Annotated in this window: 21 protein-coding genes; 2 read left to right on the forward strand and 19 right to left on the reverse strand. The window is 50.8% G+C overall.

Annotated elements, in window-relative coordinates:
* Nucleotides 1-83 precede the first annotated feature (83 nt).
* The 7 genes from H9L42_RS08820 to H9L42_RS08850 all read right to left on the reverse strand — a co-directional run bounded on the left by H9L42_RS08820 (nt 84) and on the right by H9L42_RS08850 (nt 6,747).
* Nucleotides 84-896, reverse strand: a complete 813-nt coding sequence (locus H9L42_RS08820) for a hypothetical protein (protein WP_187303036.1) — start codon at nt 894-896, stop codon at nt 84-86.
* A gap of 289 nt (nt 897-1,185) precedes the next feature.
* Nucleotides 1,186-1,620 (reverse strand): MOSC domain-containing protein, encoded by a 435-nt coding sequence (locus H9L42_RS08825; RefSeq protein ID WP_187303037.1) that lies wholly within the window; start codon nt 1,618-1,620, stop codon nt 1,186-1,188.
* Nucleotides 1,613-2,137: a MogA/MoaB family molybdenum cofactor biosynthesis protein gene (locus H9L42_RS08830; RefSeq protein WP_187303038.1), complete on the reverse strand. Its 525-nt coding sequence runs from the start codon at nt 2,135-2,137 to the stop codon at nt 1,613-1,615. The genes H9L42_RS08825 and H9L42_RS08830 overlap by 8 nt, the downstream gene beginning before the upstream one ends.
* Complete coding sequence (moaC, locus tag H9L42_RS08835; protein WP_187303039.1) at nt 2,134-2,619, reverse strand: cyclic pyranopterin monophosphate synthase MoaC; 486 nt, start codon at nt 2,617-2,619, stop codon at nt 2,134-2,136. The genes H9L42_RS08830 and moaC overlap by 4 nt, the downstream gene beginning before the upstream one ends.
* Before the next feature lies 1 nt (nt 2,620).
* A complete protein-coding gene (gene moaA, locus H9L42_RS08840; protein WP_187303040.1) occupies nt 2,621-3,574 on the reverse strand; it encodes a GTP 3',8-cyclase MoaA in 954 nt (317 codons plus the stop codon).
* A gap of 23 nt (nt 3,575-3,597) precedes the next feature.
* Entirely contained in the window at nt 3,598-5,505 is a 1,908-nt protein-coding gene (locus H9L42_RS08845; RefSeq protein ID WP_187303041.1) for a molybdopterin biosynthesis protein, read from the reverse strand.
* A 12-nt stretch (nt 5,506-5,517) separates the two neighbouring features.
* On the reverse strand, nt 5,518-6,747 hold the full coding sequence (locus H9L42_RS08850; RefSeq protein ID WP_187303042.1) for a molybdopterin-binding protein: 1,230 nt from the start codon (nt 6,745-6,747) through the stop codon (nt 5,518-5,520).
* A gap of 121 nt (nt 6,748-6,868) precedes the next feature.
* Here H9L42_RS08850 and H9L42_RS08855 point away from each other — a divergent pair, with 121 nt between their 5' ends.
* Entirely contained in the window at nt 6,869-7,147 is a 279-nt protein-coding gene (locus tag H9L42_RS08855; protein ID WP_187303043.1) for a GIY-YIG nuclease family protein, read from the forward strand.
* 29 nt (nt 7,148-7,176) lie between these two features.
* Here the strand turns inward: H9L42_RS08855 and H9L42_RS08860 are convergent, their stop codons facing one another.
* The 12 genes from H9L42_RS08860 to H9L42_RS08915 form a co-directional block, all read right to left on the reverse strand.
* Nucleotides 7,177-7,875 carry a peptidoglycan recognition protein family protein gene (locus H9L42_RS08860; protein ID WP_187303044.1) on the reverse strand — a complete coding sequence of 233 codons (699 nt, stop codon included), beginning with the start codon at nt 7,873-7,875 and terminating at the stop codon, nt 7,177-7,179.
* Nucleotides 7,876-7,938: 63 nt separating this feature from the next.
* Complete coding sequence (orr, locus tag H9L42_RS08865; RefSeq protein WP_187303045.1) at nt 7,939-9,030, reverse strand: ornithine racemase Orr; 1,092 nt, start codon at nt 9,028-9,030, stop codon at nt 7,939-7,941.
* Nucleotides 9,031-9,065: 35 nt separating this feature from the next.
* A complete protein-coding gene (locus tag H9L42_RS08870; protein ID WP_187303046.1) occupies nt 9,066-10,733 on the reverse strand; it encodes a GlmL-related ornithine degradation protein in 1,668 nt (555 codons plus the stop codon).
* Nucleotides 10,734-10,805: 72 nt separating this feature from the next.
* Nucleotides 10,806-11,600 carry a PDDEXK family nuclease gene (locus tag H9L42_RS08875; RefSeq protein WP_187303047.1) on the reverse strand — a complete coding sequence of 265 codons (795 nt, stop codon included), beginning with the start codon at nt 11,598-11,600 and terminating at the stop codon, nt 10,806-10,808.
* Nucleotides 11,601-11,921: 321 nt separating this feature from the next.
* On the reverse strand, nt 11,922-14,138 hold the full coding sequence (gene oraE / locus H9L42_RS08880) for a D-ornithine 4,5-aminomutase subunit OraE (RefSeq protein WP_187303048.1): 2,217 nt from the start codon (nt 14,136-14,138) through the stop codon (nt 11,922-11,924).
* A gap of 2 nt (nt 14,139-14,140) precedes the next feature.
* Complete coding sequence (locus H9L42_RS08885; protein ID WP_187303049.1) at nt 14,141-14,506, reverse strand: ornithine aminomutase subunit alpha; 366 nt, start codon at nt 14,504-14,506, stop codon at nt 14,141-14,143.
* 16 nt (nt 14,507-14,522) lie between these two features.
* Entirely contained in the window at nt 14,523-15,941 is a 1,419-nt protein-coding gene (gene ortB, locus H9L42_RS08890) for a 2-amino-4-oxopentanoate thiolase subunit OrtB (RefSeq protein WP_207734953.1), read from the reverse strand.
* Nucleotides 15,941-16,240 carry a 2-amino-4-oxopentanoate thiolase subunit OrtA gene (gene ortA / locus H9L42_RS08895; RefSeq protein WP_187303050.1) on the reverse strand — a complete coding sequence of 100 codons (300 nt, stop codon included), beginning with the start codon at nt 16,238-16,240 and terminating at the stop codon, nt 15,941-15,943. Before ortA ends, ortB begins: the two co-directional genes overlap by 1 nt.
* A gap of 9 nt (nt 16,241-16,249) precedes the next feature.
* On the reverse strand, nt 16,250-17,311 hold the full coding sequence (ord, locus tag H9L42_RS08900; protein WP_187303051.1) for a 2,4-diaminopentanoate dehydrogenase: 1,062 nt from the start codon (nt 17,309-17,311) through the stop codon (nt 16,250-16,252).
* A 423-nt stretch (nt 17,312-17,734) separates the two neighbouring features.
* Nucleotides 17,735-19,126, reverse strand: a complete 1,392-nt coding sequence (locus H9L42_RS08905) for a sigma-54 interaction domain-containing protein (protein ID WP_187303052.1) — start codon at nt 19,124-19,126, stop codon at nt 17,735-17,737.
* Between the two features lie 105 nt (nt 19,127-19,231).
* Nucleotides 19,232-20,323 carry an alanine/ornithine racemase family PLP-dependent enzyme gene (locus tag H9L42_RS08910; RefSeq protein WP_187303053.1) on the reverse strand — a complete coding sequence of 364 codons (1,092 nt, stop codon included), beginning with the start codon at nt 20,321-20,323 and terminating at the stop codon, nt 19,232-19,234.
* Between the two features lie 23 nt (nt 20,324-20,346).
* Nucleotides 20,347-22,077, reverse strand: coding sequence for an AMP-dependent synthetase/ligase (locus tag H9L42_RS08915; RefSeq protein ID WP_243235725.1), 1,731 nt, complete (start codon nt 22,075-22,077; stop codon nt 20,347-20,349).
* Nucleotides 22,078-22,353: 276 nt separating this feature from the next.
* Between H9L42_RS08915 and H9L42_RS08920 the strand changes: the two genes are divergently transcribed.
* Complete coding sequence (locus tag H9L42_RS08920) at nt 22,354-23,526, forward strand: AI-2E family transporter (RefSeq protein WP_187303054.1); 1,173 nt, start codon at nt 22,354-22,356, stop codon at nt 23,524-23,526.
* Nucleotides 23,527-23,550 lie beyond the last annotated feature (24 nt).

Below are 23,550 nucleotides of genomic sequence, written 5' to 3' on the forward strand. Positions count from 1 at the left end.
CGATTCATGGCCGGAAAGCCTTGAAATTTTAGTAACAACTACGAAAATTTTCGATTTGTTTCTAACCTTCTTTCTGCTTTCCATTATTCCTCCATTCCAAAATAGTGTCGTATCGTCCAATTAATATGGGAAAAGCTGAGAGGCATATGCTTTGTCTCCCAGGTCATAATCAGGTTGTCCCCTAACCGATACCCGTTTCGGGCATAGCGGTTTAGTTTTTTCATCGCCTCTGCCGCATATCCCGGATCATCCATTTTTCCAAAATGTTCCCAGATCAGAATCCGTCTCTCTACTGGGTGAAGAATCTCAAAATCCGGTGAAACTCTGTAGTTTTCCAAGCACAGAATTGGCTCATAACGGAATGTCAGTCCATACTGCTCCAGCTTTGTCGCAATTTCCGCTTCCGCTTTTGAACGGACAGCGACCCCACCTTCTGAAAAGCACCTCCGTTCTTCCGGAAAAATCGTGTTTTGCTCATAATTCTGCGAGTCCCATTGTTCCGGCGATAAATCGCCTTCAAGGAGTAAACGCCGCGGATCAAAATCCCGGTAATAATCCGGAAGTTCCGCCCGAACCTGATAAGGATCGTAGATTCGCAACCGCTGCTCCGCTTGTCTGCAGCAGGCGGCGTTTTTTCTCAGCAGCGGAATCGCCTTACTAATATAACGTGCCTCTTTTAAATCTCCGATGAATTCATCGTAATCGGGAAAGTCTTTCGGAATAATCAGCTGCATTCGTTTTCCCTTTTCTGTAACTGCCCTGTAATAGGATCCGTTTTTATATACCAGACTTCCCTGAGGGAGCTGCTTTTTTCTCTGCTCCAGTCGCTCCAGCAATGATTCCGTTCGCAGCCGCTCTTTATGGAGCAAATCCATTAATTGGTTTTGTTGAAACATCCTCGCCTCCCAATAATTGTAAATTTATTGAAATTATACCTTTTATTTCTTTTTCGCGCAACTCTTTTTTCTGTGTTTCAGAAGGCAATTTATCAACATTTCTCAATATTTCCCGTTTGTTTATAAAAATTACAGCGTTCCAGAGGGCTTGTTCCTACTTTTCCCCCGCGGCTGGGGTCAGCCCGCCGATTCATGGCCGCAACGCCTTGAAAATTTAGTAACAAATGCGGAAATTTCCGATTTGTTACCAACATGCGAAAAGACCGCGAATTCCGCGGCCTTTTCCTATTTACGCGATGACTTTTATTTCATCTCCTGCCTTGACTTTCCCCTCTTTGAGGACTTTTACAAAAATGCCTTCTCTCGGCATCACGCAGTCTCCCGCGAGTTCGCGGATAGCGCATCCCTGATGGCATTCTTTTCCGATCTGGGTCACTTCCCCTACTGCCTCGCCAATCTGCAGCTTTGTACCGATAGGCAGAGTGAACAGTTCAATTCCCTCTGTCAGTATATTTTCAGCGAAATCTCCGCTTTTCAGCTCAAAGTTCAGGGCTTTCTGGACTTTGGCGACGCTTTCCGCCGCCAGCAGACTGACCTGTCTGTGCCAGTTTCCCGCGTGAGCGTCACCGACAATGCCGTGATCCACTTTCAGCAGCACCTCGTCAACGGGATGCTTCTGCTCTCCTTTTTTTTCGCTGATACATACGTCTTTTACTTTAGCCATGATGATGGTGTCCCTCCTTTTTATGAATCTCCGCGCAGTCGTGGGATTCGCCTCTCAGCACATCGATCCCGTGTCGGATCGGCTTGATAACCGCGGTCAGACACTCTCTGGCCGCCTTTTCGCTTCCCGGCAGATTGACAATCAGCGTGCCGCCCCGCAGCCCCGCTTCTGCCCGGGACAGCATCCCCATAGGCGTAATCCGCATACTTTCCGCCCGCATGGCTTCCGGAATTCCGCGCACCTCCCGGTCCGCCACCGCGTGAGTCGCTTCCGGAGTCACGTCCCGTTTGGAAAAACCGGTACCGCCGGTGGTCATAACCAGACAGACGTCCAGTTCATCCGCGCATTTGATCAGTTCGGACTTTATCGTCTCGAAATCGTCGGGAATGATGTTGGTGTAAACCACTTCCCAGCCGTTTTCCTTCAGAATTTCCTGCACCGCGGGGCCGCTGGTATCCACCCGTTCGCCTCTCGCGCCTTTATCGCTCATGGTAATGACTGCCGCTGTATAGTTCATTTCCTTTCCCTCCATACAAAATCGCCGCTTTTTCCGCCGCTCTTGCTCACCAGATGAATCTGATCGATGACCATATCCTTCTGAACCGCCTTACACATATCATAGACTGTAAGGGCCGCGATAGAAACCGCTGTCAGCGCTTCCATTTCCACGCCGGTCACGCCGCTGCACTTTACCTCGCTTTGGATTTCAACGGCCAGATCTTCTTCATTCAGATGAAAGGTGATATTCGCGCCGTTGATCATAATCGGGTGGCACATGGGAATCACTTCGGAGGTTTTCTTCGCTCCCATGATCCCGGCGATCTGAGCCGTTCCCAGAACATCCCCTTTTTTCATACCGCCGCTTTTTATCAGATCAAAGCATTCCCGATTGACAAGAACTCTGCCCACAGCAACCGCGGTCCGCTTTGTCACATCCTTTCCGCCTACGTCCACCATTCTGGCGCGGCCGTCCTCGTTAAAATGTGAAAAATCCGCCATATTATCCTCCTATCTGGTTCATATCCCTGCCCGCTCTGCTCGGGCTGTCCGCGCTGAGTGTTTCCCGCTTCTGAGGCTTATCCAGAATCGCCGCCCGCAGGGTCCGTTCCATCTGCTCCTCATCCATACCCTTCAGAGAAATTTCCTCCGAAGAATGAAGGCATGGTTTTAGTTTTCCATCCGCGGTCAACCGGATCTTATTGCACCCTTCACAAAATTCACAGCTGATGGGTCGAATCAAACCGACTCTTCCCGCCGCTCCGGGCAGCTGATAAAGGCTTGCTACTCCTTCTTCCCGCTCCAGGGAAACCAGTTCCGGCACTTTTTCCAGAACCGTTTCGTAGCTTACAAAGCCCGCCCGGTCAAAGCCGATTCCACCGCCAATGGGCATCAGCTCAATAAACCGCACTTCAATGGGCTTTTCCCTGGTCAGGTTTACAAAATCCGTGATTTCATCATCGTTAAAACCGCCCATCAGAACATTATTGATCTTGATTTTGGAAAATCCGGCCTCTTCCGCCGCCCGGATTCCCGCAAGAGCTTCTTCCAGCTCTCCCCGTCTTGTAATGTAACGGTATTTTTCCGGATTCAATGTATCCAGGCTGATATTGAGCCGGGAAACTCCCGCCTCTTTTAATTCCCGCGCGAACTGAGGCAACAGGGTTCCGTTTGTCGTCATGCAGACCTCTTCGATTCCCGGAATCGCGGAAATCGCGCCGCACAGCTTCACAATTCCCCGCTTTACAAGAGGTTCTCCGCCTGTGACGCGGATTTTGCGGATTCCCAGACGGGCTGCCGCGGAAACAGCCATAATGGTTTCCTCAGCGGTCATCATTTCCTCATGGGCCCGTTTGGCGACTCCCTCTTCCGGCATACAGTAGCGGCACCGCAGATTACACAGCTCGGTCACGGAAACACGCATATAAGTAATTTCTCGATTATAATTATCTCTCATTCTTTGCTCCGCCAAAGGCCGAATCAGATGTTCAGAATCCGCTCGCCGGCCCTTTCATAAGTGTAGCCGCCCAGTTCGTCCAGGCGTTTGTAGAACTCGTCCATCTTCAGAATTTCAATAAAGGCTTTGATATGGGGAAGTTCCAGATATTCCAGCGGCACGGCGAAATCGTATTCCTCCGGCCCCACCGGAATAAAGTCCAGATCCATGGCTTTTGCCGCGGACAGAATTCCCATGCCCGCGTCAGCTCCATCGCTTCCGACGGCCGCAGCGACTGCCATGTGCGTCGCCGCTTCCCGTTCATATCCGTTAATCTGTTCCGGCGCGATCCCCAGCTGCTTCAGCTTGTAGTCAAACAGCACACGAGTGCCGGCGCCTCTCTGGCGATTGACATAGCGGCATCCCGGCAGGTCTTCAATCCCTTTGATTCCAAGAGGGTTTCCTTTTTTGACCAGAATCCCCTGGGTTCTTCCCACACCTTTAATCAGCGCTATCTTTCCGCTGCCAAAGAGCCTGCGGATATAGGAAAGGTTGTATTCGCCGGTTTCCTCATCCAGAAGATGAATCGGCGCCAGGTGGGCTTCCTTTCGCTTAAGTGCCATCAGGCCGCCCATACTTCCCACATGGGTACTGGACACGAACATTCCCGGATGCAGGTTCGGCATCATATCCGCTGCCACATCCAGAATCAGATCGTGGCTTCCGATTATCACTACGGTATTCTCAACTTCCGCCTTGTCACGGTACAGCTCCACCTGCACCGGCTCGCCGGCTTCCACACCTTCGCTGTGCTGCTCAATCACGCAGAATCCGTCGGCGCGGACTAGAGACATAGCTGCTCCCGCCCCTCTGGCCAGGGGAGCAGCGACCATCTTATCCCCTACTTTTCCGACTTTCACCCGCACATATTCCTTGTGGCGGAGACTGGAAACCAGCCGCTTGGAAACAGATGCCGTCACCACTTCGTTTTTCTTCAGCGCCGTCTGCCCCATCATAGCCAGTACCGGCAGCACAAAATTTTCAAACCCAATGTAAGCGGAAACCGGATACCCCGGAAGTCCGATAACCGGCTTGCCTTCCACAACCGCCAGAATCACCGGTTTTCCCGGCTTGATGGCGACGCCGTGGACAATGACTTCCCCCAGTTCCCGCAGGACGTGAACCGTATAATCCTCGGTTCCCGCGCTGGAGCCGGCGTTGACGATTACCATGTCGTATTCGCTGACCGCTTTGGCGATGTTGTCTCGAATCTGTTCATAATCATCGATAATCGGCGGAAATCTTCTGGCTTCCCCGCCCGCTTCGATCACCATATTTTCAAACATCCGGGAATTGGATTCAATGATGCTCCCTTCCCGCGGCGTGTCTTCCGGTTCAATAATCTCTGTCCCGGTGGGAAAGATAGCCGCTCTCGGCCGTTTCACCACTTCGATCCGCGTGATCCCCGCGGAAAGCAAAACCCCTACGTCAATAGGCCGGATCTTATGCCTGCTGGGCAGAATCATTTCGCCGGCGACAATATCCTCGCCAATAGGGCGGACATGCTGCCAGGGAGCCGCCGACGCCGTAATCTGCACGCCGTCTTTCGTCTCCACCAGATCCTCCGCCATAATAACCGCGTCATAGGGAGGGTGGATCGGATCTCCGGTATCCACTACAATATAATCTTCTTTTTCCTTCAGCGTTACGGGCGCGACTTCGGTCGCCGCCACTGTCCGCTCAGAAATCACCGCAATTCCATCCATCGCCGACGCGTTAAAAAGGGGCGATGAATATTTCGCGTAAGTCGCATGACGGGTCACCCGGTTCAGCGATTCTGTCACCGGAATGGTTTCGTACTGAATCGTTACTACCGGGCGCAGGGCGTTTAAATATAACTCCGCCGCTTCCTCAACCGGTTTTGTATCTAAATAAAGATTCCTTTTTGCCATCGTTCACCTCTGTTACAGCAGAACAACCTGAACCGGCTCCCCTGCTTTCAGTCCTTCCTTGTTCACTTCAATCATCGTATACCCATGGGCTCTGGACAAAGTCGTCATCAGACCGGATTTTCCCAGAATCGGTTCCGCTATATATCCGTCCGGGCCGTCCTTCAGTTCCACCAGAAGGCAGGTCGCCCTTCCCGGCGCCCCGGCTACATTGACCGCCATCTTCGCGACGGTGTTCTTCGGCGCCTGCTGACAGGTCTCGCTGCGGTAAAGCCATACTGCCAGGAGCTCAAATACCATCATGGCCGCGGCCGGATGACCCGGAAGCCCCATGAGAATCGTTTCCGACGGTTTGTCATAGCCCAGAATCGTCGGTTTTCCCGGCTTCAGCGCGATTCCGTGGGTGAAAACGCCCGGATCGCCCAGCTGATCTAAGACACTTGCGGTATGGTCTTTTTCTCCCTGAGAACTGCCGCCGGATACCGCCACCAGATCGCTGGTCTGCATGGCCTTTTTCACCGCTTCCTCAAGAAGCTCTCTTCTATCCTTCAGCACATATTTCCCCGCGACTTCAAATCCGTATTTTTCGCTCATGGCTTCCAGAACATAGGTGTTAATATCCCGAATCTGTCCCGGTCCCGGCTTCTGATCCGCGGGAACCAGCTCGTCCCCGGTGGAAATAATCGTGATTTTCCAAGGTTTGTACACGGGAACCGTATGCACTCCCGCGGAGGAAAGCACCCCGATTTCCTGCGGCCGGATTTTCGTGCCTTTTTTCAGGAAAAGGGCTTCTTCCCGAATATCTTCTCCAACGCCCACTACATTTCTTCCCGCGGAAACCGAATCGTAAACAGCAATGCTGTCCGCATCGAAAGTTTCGCAGTATTCGATCATGACAACCGCGTCGGCCCCTTCCGGAATCATGCCCCCTGTAGGAACATAAGCGCACTGCCCCGGTCCGATGGTCCGCACCGCCGGCGTGCCGATAGCGATCTTTTCCACCATTTCCAGAAAAACCGGAATACTGTCAGTCACACCATGGGTGTCGGATGACCTCACCGCGTATCCGTCTACGGTAGAACGTCTGAAATGGGGAATGGGTTCCGGCGAAACCAGATCCGAAGCGATTACCCGACCCAGCGCGTCTTCCAGCTTCACAAATTCAATGGCCTGTTTTTTTTCCGCGACTGCCGCTTTTAGTTTTTCGCGCGACTGCGCGATGGTATCTACCTTTAATAGGTTCACTGTAATTCCCTTCCTCTCTTTTCCTTAGTTTTTAGCATATCCTGACTGCTTATCCGTGTCAATAAAAGACTTTTATTTTCCTTCGTTTTTTTGTATGATACTGAATAGAAAGGAGTGTTTTATGGAAAAGAAGCCCTGCGTTTATATCTTAAAATGCCGTGACGGCTCTTATTATACCGGCTGGACCAACGATATCGAAAAGCGCCTCGCCGCCCATAACAGCGGAACCGGCGCCAAATATACCAAAAGCCGCCGGCCGGCGGTCCTTGTCTATATCGAATATGTACCGGATAAATCCGCGGCTCTGAAACGGGAAGCGGCCATCAAGCGGCTTTCCCGCACCCGAAAGCGGAATCTGATTGAAACAGCGGCGCTTCCAGACCATCTATCTCTTAAATGACAGAACGCGGTTCTGTCAAACCGCATCGTCTACATCTCATTTTTCACGTCTTCTTTAAACTGTTCCCATGCTTTTGGGTGTTCCACAAAGTATTTCGGACAGTTCTTTCCTGTAATATCATAATGGCGGATGACGTCCTTTTCATCCAGATGGAATTCATCGCAGAGCCAGGCGGTCAGCTTTACCAGCGCGCCATAAGTCTTATCGTTGAACTTCCCGCTGCTGTCCGGATGGCAGACTTCAATGGAAATGGTGTCCGGGTTGCGGTCATTGGAAGCGGAAGACTGTTCATCCAGCGGAACGCACTGAATCACTTCTCCTTCCAGGCCCACCACAAAATGAGCGCTCACATAAGACTGAGCAGAATCAAAATAATCCCGGTTTCCCTCCGCCGTGCTTCCCGGATTGGCGACATAATGGATGACAATATCGTTTACCCGCTTCATTTCCCGACCGGTTCTGGCATGACCGTCCTCCTCGATAAAGTCCTGCTGTACATAGGACGGATAGTTCAGACTGGATACGTCCACTCCCATCACGCAGGAACGGAGAACCAGCACCAGCAGCAGGAAAAAAAGGATCGCCATCAGAATCAGCATCCGTTTCCTGCGCCGCTCTTCTCTCGCCTTCTGCGTCGTCCGGCGGGACGGAGATCGTCTCTGTCCCTGACGGGTTCGCCCTGCTCTTGCCCCTGTTTTTTTTGATTTTGCGTGATCTCTATTACCCATATTTTATATTCTACGAGTTTCGATTTTGTTTGACAAGAGGTTGGGGAGGTTTTTCATCAAATTTTAAGAACCCAGATACCCCTTCTCCACATACGGGCTGGTGGCGCAGGCCAGCATACCGCCGTAACCCAGTTTGAAGGAAACGATGTCTCCCACTTTATAAGGAATTTCTGACTTTGTCACATCGAGGATCATGTGGTCTGAACTGGCGCCGAGAATATCAACGCCCTTATCCAGAGGTTCCATGCTGTCCGGATCGGTATCCTGTCTGCCGATTGCGATAATGGCCCGTTTGATAATGCCCCGGTCTTCATAATGGGGCTTTTGCCCGAAGGCGTCCACCCCTACTTCACCCACCGGGAGGGACGGTTTTTCTTTCAGCTCCACGATCTGCGCTTCCAGAATCAACGCGTCGTCTGTGGTTCCGGGAAGCTTCGTTCCATAGGCGGTGTCATTCCCCAAAAGGAAGGATTCTCCCAGCCGCAGGTTATTGATTTTTTCCGGAAGTTCGCCCCTTTCGATCAGATAAATAGAACTGGAGTTGCCGCCGGAGATCATCTGCAGGCGAATGCCGAATTTGTTCTCGATTTTTTCCGCCCACTGGCACAGCAGGGATAAGTTATCATGCTTGGGAATAATCGCGCCGTAGCAGGTCAGGTTGACGGCGATGCCGTAAAGCTCCAAGTGTTCCAGCTTTAAAACCAGTTCTGCCGCCGCGAAGATTTCCGTTTCGTTCTGATAGAAAATTCCCTCTCTCAGATCCCCCAGATCGATCATCAGCACAACCTTATGCGTTTTCTCCTGACGCCCCGCTTCCTCATTGAGAAGCTTCAGGGTCTCCGGCTCGGAGTTAAAACTGATATCGGCAAACGCGACGGTCTCTTTTAACTCGCATTCCATAGGAATCCGCAGCAGGACGGTCTGCTTTCCTCTTTCTTTCGCTTTCCCGGCGTAGGTTTTCAGATTCCGCGTCCGGGAATCCGCCATAAAATCCACGGCCGGATGACGGCTCACCAGATCGATCATTTCCGGATCCGCGCAGAGGGCTTTTGTTACGATCATCAGGGAGCATCCGCCCTGCTTCTTCGTAATTTCCGCTACCGCGTCCAGATTGTTTTTGAGTTTCTGTAAGTTTATCGTAAGTCTCGGATACATTGCCCTTTGTTCCTCCTGTTCCCATTTAACCTCTGTCAGCGTTTTCTTTGCCTGCAGCTTGTTCTCCCGCAGGCTCCGCAGTTGCGATCACAGGTCTCCGGCTTTTTTTCCGGAAGTGACAGACCTAAATCTTCTCGGTAGACCGTCATGTCATAGCCTTCCGCTTCGCACTCCTCAATATGGCGAATCAGTTCTTCCCTTTTCGCGTCCTTTTCCGCCAGCTCTTCCTTCAGCTGGGCAAAGACAGCCGGCATTCCCTCTTCATTTTTGCCCTGACTTTTTTCACCGTTCTCTGCCAGCTGCCGCTCCAAGCCGACTCTCTTCTCTGGGAAGGAAATCCCCAGGCTCTGTTCCAGCAGTTTTTTCGCGCCTTCTCTGTGTTTTTTCGAAAGCACACCCAGAGAAGCCATAATATAGTCGTTATCCACCAAAATTTCCGCATGGCTTGTAGGGAACAGCCGCATCCCCGTTTCATCGTGCCCGGCGATTTTTTTCATAATCTCCACTCTGTGGGGGAGCCTCGTCAGCGCGCCTCCGGTTCCTACGATATATTTCACCTGGGTCAGGTCTTTTCCCTCTGCCACGCTGCTGCGGCCGGAAGGTCCGTAAACATACCGGATCTGTCCGGCATGACGTTCCATAGCTTTCATGACCGCCTCTTCGGTGAGAATTTCCACCAGCTTGCGCTCCTCATCGTTTTTGGGAATGGCCACATAGCTTTCCAGAGCTTTATCCGGATCAATTCCGGCCTTTTCGCATTTTTCCCGTAGCTTTTCTTCCCCCATGGACTCGATAACCTTCATTCGGTTGACATAGACCCCCAGATCCCCTTCAACTGTCCGCTTGGCCTTTGGTTCGGGAGCCGTCATAATCCGCGCGACTTGATCCGACTCCGTAGCCACAGAATGAACGTCCGTCGTCGCGCCGCCCACATCCAGCACTACCAGATCGCCGATACATTCATACAGCAGCTTCGTACATTCCATAACCGCTCCCGGCGTGGGAATAATCGGACCGTTTACCATATCCCGTACATGCTCCATGCCCGGCGCGCCGGTAATATGCTCTTCAAAAGCTTCCTGAATGACCTTCCGGCAGGGTTCTACATTGAGCTCGTCAATCTTGGGATATACGTTTTCTACATTATATAATTTCTGCCCGCTTTCCTCGTCGAAAATCAGTTTCATTTCTTCCTGATTTTCGCAGTTTCCCGCGTAGATCACCGGAACCTTTAAACCCAGGCTCCGTATTTTTTCCGCGTTGTCAATGGCCGTGTCCCGTTCTCCGTAATCCACGCCGCCGGCGATGAGGATGAGATTGGGATGGATTTCTTTTATTTTCGCCAGATCCGTGCGCCGAAGCTTTCCCGCAGTAATATAATGAATGATGCCCCCCGCGCCCAGCGCCGCTTCTTTCGCCGCCCGCGCCGTCATATCGTAGGCGAGCCCGTGAACGGTCATCTTCAGGCCCCCGGCGGCAGAGGATGTTGCCAGCATTTCATCATACTCCAGAGATTCGATGCCCTTCTTTTTACAAAGATCCGTGATGGCTCCCTGCAGGCCGATCCGCACATCACCCTCCAGCACGGAAGTTGGCGCCTGTCCCTGGGCCCAGAAAACAGGATGTTCGGTGTCAATATCTTTAAACGCGTTTACAACGGTGGTTGTCGAGCCGATTTCGGCTACCAGCACATCAATTTTCATTTCTGTCTGTCGTACAGGCAGGGTCTGCCTTGCCTGATACCCTCCTTCATTTTTGAATTTGTTTTGCCGCTTCTACAGCAGCCGATTTCGGATCTCCGCTTCTATCATCCGTGAGTCCAGATTTCCTGTTTCATCGTCATAGGTAACGATCAAATTTTTCCAGGGAACAATTCCCGCCCGCTCATACATATCCAGCTTCCATTTGTGATGCTTCATGTACCGGGGATTTCCCACCAGTCCGCAGTGTTCCCAGTAAAACAGCTCTCCCCGGTGGAAAATGGTAAAGTCCGGACTAAATCGCCGGTTTTCAATGTACAGCACCTGCTCATAACGGAAGGGGACCTGATAGGCTTCCAGCTTTTCCGCGATGACCACTTCGGATTTGGAACGTACTCTCAGCCCTCCGGCAGTTACATGGCATTTTTCTTCCGGACGGCTTTTATCCTGTTCGAATTCCGCCGCGGCCCAGTCTCTGGCCTCCTGCCATTCCTCTGAAAACAGCCCGGCGGGAAGCTGCTGCCAGGACTTTGGCAATTTCTTCAGAAGATTATCCGGGGTTGGCTCCAGATGTTTTTTGAGCAGAGATTCCAGCGCCGGAATATTTTTCTGAAGGAGGGAAAGAGACTCCTGCAGGTATTGCTTTCTTGCCAGCGCCCGGATCATTTCCGGCTGCTTGGTAATCCCCCTGCGAATCTTTCCTGCCCCGCTTTCCTTTTCCGTCAGATAGTGGACAAAATTCATTTTTCCCTTTTCCTTCCGGATTACCAGCTTGCCTGCAGGCAGAGAATTCAGCTCCTTCTGCTGCTTCTCCTCCATTGTTTTATATTCATTTAACAAATTCAATAAATATTCATCCGCGTATCCCATTTTCCCTCCAAAAATGTCCAAAATCAAAAATTAACGGTATTTGGACACGTTTTTTGGCTTCCCCACGCCCCACTTGCTAAGGGGCAACCAGAAAAAACAGGATTTTTCCACTGTTTTGAAGCTTTTTTCAAAGAATAAATATCCACTTTACGAAAAAACGTGTCCAAACGCTTTCTTTGTTTCTATGATACACGTTTTTACATTTTTTTACAATCACTTTTTGAAAAAATTTCCAAAATAGCAGAGACGGGCAGGTTCCCCGGCCCATTCCCCCCTCATCCGGCCCGATTCTGCCTGCCCTTCACAGTCCATTCGCTCTGACTACAGCTCGCCTCTTCTTCTCATGGCTTCTTCTGCCAGGAAGGTCGCCACGTCGATTCCGTGGGAGTCCCGTCCGAAGCCCTGATCAATTCCTGTCTTTCTGGCCTCTTCCGGAACAACCTGAGTACCGCCCGCGGCGATGATCACCTTATCCCGGATGCCTTTTTCGATTGCCAGATCGTTAATCCGTTTCATATTCTTGTAATGCACGTTGTCATGGGAGATGATGGTGGAAGCTAAAATCGCGTCCGCGTTCAGCTCTACCGCCGCATCCACCAGTTTTTCCACCGGTACGGAGGTGCCCAGATAGGTTACCTTTACGCCCCACTTTTCAATGCCGCCGTGCTTGATGTTGATGATTTCCCGCAGTCCTACCGAATGTTCATCCTCGCCTACGGTTCCGCAGACCACCTTCATCGGGTGATCGCTGAATTCCTTATACAGCACTTCATCGCTCAGATGATGAGGCTCCGGCGGGATTTCCAGGTGATTCGGATCCACGTCAAAGGTCAGCTTGCCCTTCATCTCAATCCGGGTGCCTTCCGCCTCCTGCATGATTTCCTTGCTGATGACTTCCGGATCTTCCAGCCCCAGCTTCTTGCCGATTTCCAGAGCCACAGCTTCCGCCGCCCGCACATGGGTCGGCACGCACATGGTAATCATGATGGTTCCGTCCGCGCACCATTCCATTTCCGGCTTGATGGCTTCGCCGTCCAGATATTTCTTCACCTTTTCCAGGCGGACGTCCACACAGTCTTCCGGATCCAGTTCGTCAATGTAGACGATCTTGCTGCGGTCCTCAAAGGTACAGCCGCCGATAAGAGCGGACGGATTTTCCGGATCGCCGCCGTACTGCTCCACGTTGTTGTATCCGAAGTGAGCGGTTACCGGCGCCATGTAATCGTCTTCTCTTTCAAAGATATAACCGTAGCCCACGCCGCCTTCAATCTGTCTGGCGATTCCGTCACCGTTTCTCGCCGGGTATTCCGCCGAATCCACGAAGAAACCTTCCTGCACCGCCTGGAAGTAGCCGCCGACTTCCACGATTTCTTCCATAAACAGGCACGCCCGCTCTTTGATTTCTCTGGCTTTTTCTCTCAGATAGCCGTCCTTTTTCAGTTCCACCATTTCCATCAGGCCGTCCAGTCCCACCAGAGTCTGCTTGGCGTTGTCACAGGCCTCAATATTGTAAATGTGCCATGGCACGTTTCTTCCTTCATCCGGCGTGATGGTGGACTGGATGTCCGCCCTGGTCAGCTTGGAGATCAGCATGTTCAGCACATGGCTGACCGTGGCTTCTCTGGCGGAGGAACAGATATATTTGGTATTTTCCTGAGCCCTCATCTTATAGCGGTCGCAGATGTCCCGCAGCGCTACCGCGTAAGGCAGATCCATGTATACACACGGCGCCGGCGTAGCGGATGGAGGCACGGTGGAAAGACTGATATTTTCCGGCTTGATTCCGACCTTTTCCGAGAACAGAGCGTTGATGGCGTGCTGCACGATCAGCTCCGGCATAACCTTCCAGGCTTCTCTGGCTGTGGCGTTAGCGTTGTGGGCGCCGTCAATCTGCAGAATATCCGCCCACTCCATAATCTTCTTGGACTCGCAGGCGTCTACAAAGGAACGCACGCAGTTGATGTCCCGATACAGCACGTTGTACTGAGGGTCCTGATGGGCGCCGTTGATTCCTTCTTCCGCGAACATTACGGCAATATCCGGGCCTGCCACGCCGGAAACATAGGAGTGATAGTTAATAGGACGGCCGACTTCATCTTCGATAATGTCCAGAGCTTTTCTCTGAGCGCGCACCTGTTTTCTGGTAATCGGCACGCCGCCGATTCCCTGAGGCGTTCCTTCCATCAGACCGTCAATATGGGACTGCCCCATATGGCGGATTACCATAATATGATCCGCTCCATGCCACGCCGCCATCCGCATTCTGCGGATATCGTCCTCAAATCTTCCGGAAGCGATTTCCGTTGTAATGACCGCGTCCGGCTGAGGATCGATGTCGCCGAAGTATTTGGCGGGAGGAAGTCCTACGCCGTTTTTCAAAGGTTCGGAACAGTCATGGTACTCAAATGGTCCCATTTTCAGATTGTCGACATGCTTTCTCCAGGTCCAGCCCCTTCTTCTCGGTTCGTATTTATCCAGATCCTTCAGGATCTCTCTTACGTCCAGTTTTTCATTGGGTTTAAGTTTAAAATCTGCCATTCCTATTTGCCTCCCTTCTTGAACATCGCCGAAACTTCATCCCAGCCTTCACCCTTTGCCAGCAGAGCCCCGGCTTCTTTGATGGAAATATTTCTCGCTTTGGACAGCTTGTATACAACATGACCGGCGCCATGTCCCATCAGACCTCTGTCCATGCAGCCTTCCACAATTTTCTGTGTATCCAGGGAGGAAATTCCCATTCTCAAAAGCACCGCCCGCTCTACGGATGGCGTCGTATTCTTTCTTCCCAGCTCCAGCAGGGGATCGACCACTTGGGCGGTCAGTTCCCAGAAGCGGTCGTATAATTCTTTATCGCTCAGATTCGCGATGTGCTTTCTGCGCTGTTCAAAATCGTCTTGTCTTTTCATCCTTTTTCTCCTTCTCCTACATCTTCGCTTTTATCTCCGCAACCGCCAGTTTTACCCATTCCACATCTTTCTTTGTCTCTTCGGCGAGGAATTTGTAATCTTCTTCCGTCGGGTCCATGGTATATTTTCTTAAGTTGCCCCGGATGAGAGAACGTTTCTGACGATCCAGATCCATATCCTTTGCCTTAATCAGGGATGGATGTTCGGGAATAATAACGCTCTTTCCGGGCACCTCATCCCTGGGATCGCCAAGGCGAACCTCGATGCCGTTTTCTCTGGCAAAGGAAAGCTGAGGCTGCACGTGCTTTCCGGCTCCGGTATATTCCGTTTCCTGAACTACGATCATCGCGTCCCGGGGCATTTCCTGGGCGATGGAGAACGCCGCCGCCAGGGATGTGTTTCCTGCCGGTCCCTTTTCCAGCCCTTCCAGGGTTGCCAGACATTCGGTGATATAAAAGACATCCCCCTGGGTAATGGTTACGTACCGATCCATGTAGCGGAGCGGTCTTGCCGCGGATCTGGGCACATCGGAATGATCCGGGTCTACCGCGTAAGGCACGCCGAAGCCTGTGTGTCCCGTTGTACAGGACTTCAAGTTAAAGGCTTTATCGGAAGCCATATGAAGCCCGGAAAGATCGATGGACGCTCCGATAACCGTCGTATCCACCGCTCCGGCTTTGATCAGTCCCCTGGCGGTTCCGGTCAGGTTGCCGCCGCCCGCGTTGGTGCAGACTACCGCGTCCGGATCTTTTCCGTACTTTTCCCTAAACTGCATGGAAATTTCATATCCCAGGGTTTCCACACCGGCGATGCCAAAAGGCGTATAGAGAGAAGCATTAAAGTAGCCGGTTTCTTCCAACAGCAGGATAAACTTATAGAACAGTTCCGGTCCCACGGTCAGCTGAACAACCTCCGCTCCCAGAGCCTCGCATTTTCTCGCCTTTTCAATGATCTCCGGCTGTCCTACGCCTTTGGAGTCATAACATTCCTGGACGATGATACATTCCAGTCCGGCGATGGCCGCCTGGGAAGCGACCGCGGCGCCGTAATTGCCGGAAGTAGCGGCGATAACGCCTTTATATCCCAGCTTTTTCGCGTGGTAGACCGCATTGGCCGCTCTTCTGGCTTTAAAGCTTCCGGACGGATTCGCCGCTTCGTCCTTAATGAAAATCCGCGCCCCCTTGCCTTCCGGAGCGCAGGCTCTTGCCAGGGCGGTCAGGTTTTTCAGTTCTAATATCGGCGTGTCTCCGACGTTTACGCTTCTCTGAATCTTCTGCATCTCTTCCAGAGAATATCCGGTTTCCCGCATCATTCTTTCGTAGTCAAAGGCCATGGAACCGGACTCAAACCGGGAATAGTCGATCCCGATAGCGGCTTTCATAACCTCCTGCTTTCTTGCCATTACGCTGTCATAATCCTGAGGCAGCTTCGCCATTATTTCTCACCCCCAAATACGATTCTTCTCACCTGCTTGTCAATGGCCAGAAGCTCCGGCACGCAGGTTCCGAAATTGTGTGTGTAGTAAGGATTTACTTCGATTAGGGTTCCGGTTTCATGCCTGCCGTTTACAGATTCGATCTCCACTTCATCTCCGATTTCCGCGTCCGCCAGCAGGTAGCCCTTTGTCCACATTTCCAGAGGAACCTTCTGCGTATCCTCGGGAAGCTTTCCGGTCCGCTCCTCCGCTTTTAGTATAATTTTATGGATTCTCACCCAGTCGCCTTTCTTTGCCATAGTTTCCTCCTACTTTACAATCTTCGCTTCTTCACAGATCAGATCCCGCATATCGCCCATGATGGCTCTCGGCACCGGAATGTCGATCATGGTCTGAAGCCCCGGTCTGGCGTTGATGACATGAGGAATGGTATTGAGAATCATAGCCATAGTTCCGATCCCGCCTTCGATTTCCGGCGTATTGGACATATTTACAGGAGGGATCCCCTGGATTTCCACATAGTCGCCGGTGTGGACGCCCACCTGCTCCGGCTCGATCTGCTGCGGATGATCCATTTCGATTTTCCTTTCGCCGTCCACATAACCATAGCCTTTCATAGCGATCCCCGCCACGCTTCCCGCGGCGGCGAATCCGTAAGGGGATTTCCGATCCACATCGGTTACAATCGGATCCATATCCTGTTCGAATTTATCCAGTTTCCAGCCCAGCGCCTTTGTAATCATACCGATGGATTCGGCAAACCCAACGTGGCCCGCCAGGCTTCCGTCCGCTTTCCTCGTGTTGAATTCGTCCACGGAAATGCCGATTCCCTGTTCTTCCATAACCGCGGGGCCGAAAGGAGACAGGCTGTTGACTCTTCTGGATACGATGTGATCCACTCTTTCGCAGGCTCCGGTCCAGAGAATGACCAGCAGGTCCATAATCAGTCCCGGATTTACGCCGGTTCCCAGAACGGAAACGCCGTTTGCTTTGGCGATTTCATCCAGCTTTTTCGCAAGCTCCGGCTCCTGGGCCTGCGGAAAGGCCATTTCTTCCGCGGAAGTGATTACGTTCATTTTGTTTTCCATGACCAGTTTTAATTTGTCGAACACCTTGCTGGTGAAAGAGTCAGTGCAGACAACGACGATGTCCGCGGCTTTCGGCTTGATTACTTCTTCCGCCGTTCCCACAATCACGTCTTCTCTGTCGCCCCGTTCCATGCCCGGCACAACGTCATAAAGGCTCTTTCCCAGCTTGTCGCCGATATCAATCGCCCCTACGATATCCACGCCTTTTTTCTTTGTGATCATTTTTCCGATTCCGCCGCCCATGGCGCCCAGTCCCCATAAAATTACTTTTACATTTTCCATGTTTCCTCTCTCCTTTTCCTCTTCTTTATCCGTTTTTCTGAGCTGATTATTCTTTTTTATTTTGCCCAAATATATCGCAAGTTCTGTGCCATTTACTGTTTTTTACCTGGTTTCATCGGAAGATATTAAAATCTGGCGGGTTCTCCTGGAAAATCCGATTTAAAGTTCCGATTTCTTTTCGCCAATTCGCAAAAATATTGGCAGTTTTTATGCAAATATTTTTGCATGTAATTCTTTTTTTGAGCCTGCCTTTGAGGGTTTGGAAACAAAAAGAAAAAAAACGTATTTGTTTCCAAAAAAGACTAGGTTCCAGAAGGCAAAAAACAATCACTTCCCTTTTCAAGGGCGAAGTTTGCTTTCTTGTCCTCTGGAACCATTGAAAAATTAGAAACAAATCGAAAAAATTTTGTTTTGTTACGAACCTCAGATCTTATATTTCTTCAGTTTGTGCTGCAGAGTCTGTCGTTTGATACCCAGCTGCCGCGCCGCCGCGGAAATGTTTCCTTCATTTTCCGCCATGCACCTTCTCAGGATCTGTTCCTCGCAGATACGCAGATATTCGTCCAGTGACTGCGCCGACGGGTCATATCCGGCGGCGGACCCTTTCTTTTCCTGTTCCACATCCGGCAAATGAAGCAGCTTTTCCGTCAGAACATGCTCCCGGTCCGTCAGAGACACGGCGGACATAATGATGTTTTCCAATTCTCGCACATTTCCCGGATAGGTGTAATTTTTCAGTATTTTCAGCGCTCCCTCTGACAGCATCCATACTTCCTTGCCGTATTTTTTATTATGTTTTTCCAGAAAAGCGTCACAGAGAAGAGGAATGTCGTCCAGTCGCTCTCTCAGAGGCGGAATTGTAATGTTGACAACATTCAGCCGATAATACAAATCCTTTCTCAGAAGGCCTTTTTCGATAAGCTTCAGTGGCGGTTCATTAACGGTAGCGATGATCCTTACATCTACCGGAATATCCCGGCTCCCTCCTACCCGGCGGATGTAGTCTTCCTGAAGAACCCGCAGCAGTTTGCTCTGCAATTCATAGGGCATAGCGCTGATTTCATCCAGCAGCAGAGTTCCTCCGCTGGCCTGTTCAAAAAGCCCCGGCCGGTCTACCGCTCCGGTGAACCCTCCTTTTTCCGTTCCGAAAAGAATGCCTTCCAACAAACTCTCCGGAAGGGCCGCGCAGTTCTGAGCGAGGAATGGATTGTCCCTTCTTGCCCCCGCGAAATGAATGCTCTGCGCAAACAGCTCTTTCCCGGTTCCTGTTTCTCCATAGATAAAGACGGAAGCGTCCGTCCTTGCCGCCTTTTTTCCCAGGGTTACCACTTCTTTGAAGGTTTTATTTTCCCCGATAATATCATCGAACTGATACCGCTTTATCTGTGGTTTTTTGGGTTTTTGAACGGGAAGCGTCTCCTTTTGCAGATCTAAAATTGTATTGCTCAAGCTTTTAATTTCTGTAATATCTCTGCTGACTTCAATGGCCGCGATTACCTGTCCGTCCTCCTCTACCGGAATGGTAGAGTTTACGGTTGTAATTTCCTTTCCATAGCGGTTCCGATAGGTCTGCTGCTTGTTAATGGTCGCCTGATTTTCTTTGAGAGCCCGGTACAACGTACTTTCCTGAGGGGGAATCGAGGAAAAAACTTCTCGAAAGGGCTTTCCGAGGATGTCCTCCCGATTGGTCATTTCCAGCCCCGCCATTTTTTCGTTATAAAGAATGGTCTTCCCTGTCGCGTCAACAATATGGACCGCTTCGTCCATAATATTGCCCAGCTCCTGCAGAACCTGCCGATAGTCCTTTGCTTTCATCTGTCGCACCTCCCCTTACTATGGTAACATGAAAAAAGCGGAGGTGCAATTTTTTTTGCATCTCCGCGACAACCTTTGTTTATACGATAGAAAGGGTTTCCCGCATTATACATAGACAATATCCACATTTGGCGAATTTGTCACGTACACAATGGTAGAATAGCACAAATCAAATTCAATGATATCGCCCACCTTATATTCCCTCTGGCAATCCTGCACATCCAGGATCGTATGGTCGCTGGAAGCTCCCAGAATCTGAATATGTTTATCCCGTGGGATCAACATATCCGGAAAGGCAAAGTCCGCTCTTCCCAGAGCAATCAGCGCTCTCTTGCGAATTCCCCGATCCTCAAATTCAGGCTTGCGCTCAAACGCGTCGTACATGATCTTGCCCACAGGATAGGTCGGCTTTTCTCTGGCCTCAATGACTTCCGCCTGGAGGGTAAAAACATCCCGATGCATATCGCTCATGTCACAGCCCCAGAAATCCTGCAGATCCCTTGCCAGCAGCATCGCTTCTCCGATACGGAGAAGATTAATCCTTCTTGGCATATTCTTCTCCAGCACCCGCGGATAAGACGTTGTGGAACCGCCGGCGACAAACTCCAGCTCCCGCCCGATCTTCTCCTCGATCGCTTCCGCGCATTCCACCAGCTCGTTAAGCTTTTCCACGGTAGCGTCAATCCCTCCATAGCATCCCAGGTTGGTACCCACTCCGGCAAGCTCCAGATTGTGCATATTGTTTTCCACGCAGAGAGCCGCTTCCATCAGTTCTTCCCTATCCCAAAAGCCTTCTCTCAGATCCCCCAAATCGACCATAAGAATGACTTTGTGCTGCTTGTCTTGCAATCCTGCCTGATGGTTTAAAGCTCTCAGCACTTTGGCTTCGCTATTCAGACTGATTTCTGTCAGACGAACCACATCCGCGGCTTCGCTGAGCATCGGCACGCGAATCAGCATAAAATCCGCCTGAACGCCGTAGTTCCTCACCGCTTCAATCTGATCCAGCCGAGATGAAGCAATAAACCGGCAACCCTCCTGTGCCATGAGCTTGGCACACTCCGGAAGGCCGCTGCACCCTTTGATGACGCCCGCCACTTCAACGCCCTGATCCTGGCAGTTAACCAGCACCCGATCAATATTGTGCTGCAGCTTCTTCAGGTCTACTACTAGTTTTGGATATCTGTTTTTGTTCATATTTGCCTTTCCTCTCTCCCAAATCAATCTTCCCTGGGAATCTGTTTATATCTCTTGATTTTTCTGGTTGTCGTTTTTTCAAACTCTTCGTTGCGAACAGCAAACCGTTTGACCCGTTTATAAGCGGGCATCTGCTCATTGGCTTCTTCAATGACCGTCTTCAGAAAATCATGAACCCGCTCTTCGCTCATCTCGCCAAAATCCTCGCGAATCGCCTCAAAATCAGGGAAAATTTCCGCTCGAACAACCGTATCTCCGCTCCGTTTGTCTACCGTGCCGTACACGATTGTTTCTTCAATGTATTTGCTCTGCAGCAGATAGTATTCCACTTCTTCCGGGAAAATGTTTTTTCCGTTTTTGGTAACAATTACATTTTTCTTCCTGCCGCACACATAAAGGAAGCCTTCTTCGTCAAACCGCCCGTAATCGCCAGTATACAGCCAGCCGTTCTTCAGGACTTCCGCTGTAGCCTCCGGATCGTCATAGTAGCCGATCATGACGGAAGGCCCTCTGCATATAATCTCGCCAATTCCATCTTTATCCGGATTCGCGATCCGCACCTCCGTTCCGGGCATCGGCTTTCCAACGGAATCCGCTTTGCTGTACTGATCCCGGTTAACCGCGATAATCGGCGCGTTTTCCGTCATGCCGTAGCCTTGTATCATGGGAATGCCCATCGCTTCGTAGTCCCGGATTACCTCCGGATTGATTGCCGCTCCACCCGCGATAAACAGTGCCATATGGCCGCCGATACTGTGATGCAGCTGAGAAAAGACGCTCCGAACTACTTTCGGCTTGTTATACAGCTTCAATTTTTTAGACAGCTTGACCATCCGCCGCATTGTATCCGCTTTACCGGAGGACTCCGCCTGTTTCCATACCTTCTTGTGCATGGATTCAAATACCAACGGCACTCCCAGCATTACCGTCGCCCGCGACTCTTTCAGGTTTTTCTGAATATATCTGAGACCCTCACAGATAGCAACGCACATTCCCTGATACAGACCCGTAAAGATGTGGCATGTCATCTCATAGGAATGATGCATCGGGAGCACGGATAATCCGACTCCCGGCTTGCGGATCTTCACGTATTTAGACATATTATAGACATTTGCCGAAATATTCTTGTGAGAGAGCATGACGCCTTTGGCAAGTCCTGTCGTTCCTGATGTGAACAACAGCGTGCAAAGAGCTTCCCGATCAATGGCCGCGTCCAGAAATGCCCGCTCTCCCTGTTCCAGCAGTTCCATACCTTCTTCCAGCAGCTGATCAAACGAAAACTCTCCATCTTGGTGCCGCTCCAGTGCCATATTGATTCGGCAGGAAACGCCTTCCGTCTCAGCCAGAGCGGAATCAACCGTCTCCTTCATTTTTGACGAATAAATAATCGCGTCTGCTCCCGCGCGTTTTATAAGATTCGCGATTTCTTTTGGCGGAAGTTCCTTATCCAGAGGAACGACGACTCCCGTTCCGTTTACGGTTCCCAGATAGGATACGACCCATTTATAACTGTTTTCACCGATGACCGCGATCTTCTTCCCTTTTAATCCCAAATCCAGCAGCCTTGTTCCCAGCGCGTCTACGTCCTGTTTTACCTTCTCGTAGAGCACCGGTCTGTACGGTCCGCCCGGAGTATCCTTGACAAGGTAGGCCGGTTCTTTCGCGAAGAGCTCCGCGCTGGTATTCAGCATGTCTTTCAGATCGCTTATATATCGGAATTGATAAAAAACGTCTTTATACTTTTTACTGTTCAAGTGGACAGTCCCCCTCTCATTCACATCAAAAAACTGTTATGTCTGACAATTTATTTTATCATTTTCTCTCTATCGGCGCAAGGACGGGCCGGGGGGTTTTCCGGAGTTCGCGCTGTCGGATAAATTGGAGTATTTAGGAAAAGGCGGCTGCCGCGCTTACAAACTGACGGTTGTAAATTCCACAGGGGTCATGTTATAGTTATAAAAGTAAGGAGATTATCCTAGTCAGATCAAAGCTGTTTTATGGAAAACAGCGTCGGAAAGGCAGAAGAATAAATGGATTTTACCCCTGAGAAAAGAAAAAAAACAGCAAAATGGCTCATTGGCGTTGTGACCGCGTGCATTTTAATATTTTTAGGTGTGCAGAACATCGGCGCGGTGGCGAATGCTCTATCCTGGTGTATCAGCCTGATAGCGCCTCTTTTGATTGGATTTGCCATAGCGGTCATCTTAAATGTGCCTATGGGTTTCTTTGAATCGCATTTCTGGAAAAATACAAAAAAACCGCTTCTTCAGAAATTGCGAAGACCAGTATCTTTTTTGCTGGCTCTTATCATTATACTCGCGGTTTTTGTCGGCGTTGTCTGGCTCGTAATTCCGGAATTATTCAACGCGCTTAACGTGATTGCTCAAGGCGTCATGGGTTTCATAAATGAATTGAACTCGATGACCGGAGCGGAACTTTCCCAGCTTCCGTTCGGCGACGCGCTTTTGAGTATTGACTGGGACTACGTCCTTTCTTCTATCCAAAACTGGCTTAAGGATGAAGGCGGAGCGATTGTCAATACCGCTTTCGGTACCGTAACCTCATTAGTAGGCGGCATCTTTGACTTCTTTATCGCCTTTGTGTTCGCGATTTACATCCTCTTTAGCAAGGATAAATTAAAGCGGCAGGCCTGCCGTTTAATCCGGGCCTGGCTGCCGAAAGGCTTCGGCGAATGGTTAATCCACGCGTCTTCGGTCGCCAATGTAACCTTCCGGAATTTCATTTCCGGCCAGTCTTTGGAAGCGGTCATTCTCGGATCGCTATGCGCCATCGGTATGCTGGCGCTGCAAATACCATATGCTCCAATGGTGGGAGCGCTGGTTGGCGTAACCGCGCTGATTCCTGTAGTCGGGGCATTTATCGGGACGATTGTGGGGGCGTTTATGATCTTAACGGTCGAGCCTGTGAAAGCTGTAATTTTTGTAATATTTTTCCTCATTTTACAACAAATCGAAGGAAACCTCATCTATCCACGGGTTATGGGCAGCAGGGTAAATCTTCCCGGCATGTGGATATTAGCGGCGGTAACTGTAGGTGGGGGCATCAGCGGCCCTTTCGGAATGCTGCTTAGCGTGCCGGTTGCTTCCACCGCCTATATTCTTTTCAAGGAAGCGACGCAGAGGCGGGAGAAACAGCAGGCAGGGCAGTTGACAGAAAGGGATGAGCCGGAAGCATCTGTTTGAACGCCGTTTTAGCTGAGGCTCCGC

This window comes from Zhenpiania hominis (assembly GCF_014333425.1).
GTDB lineage: Bacteria > Bacillota > Clostridia > Peptostreptococcales > Anaerovoracaceae > Hominibacterium > Hominibacterium hominis.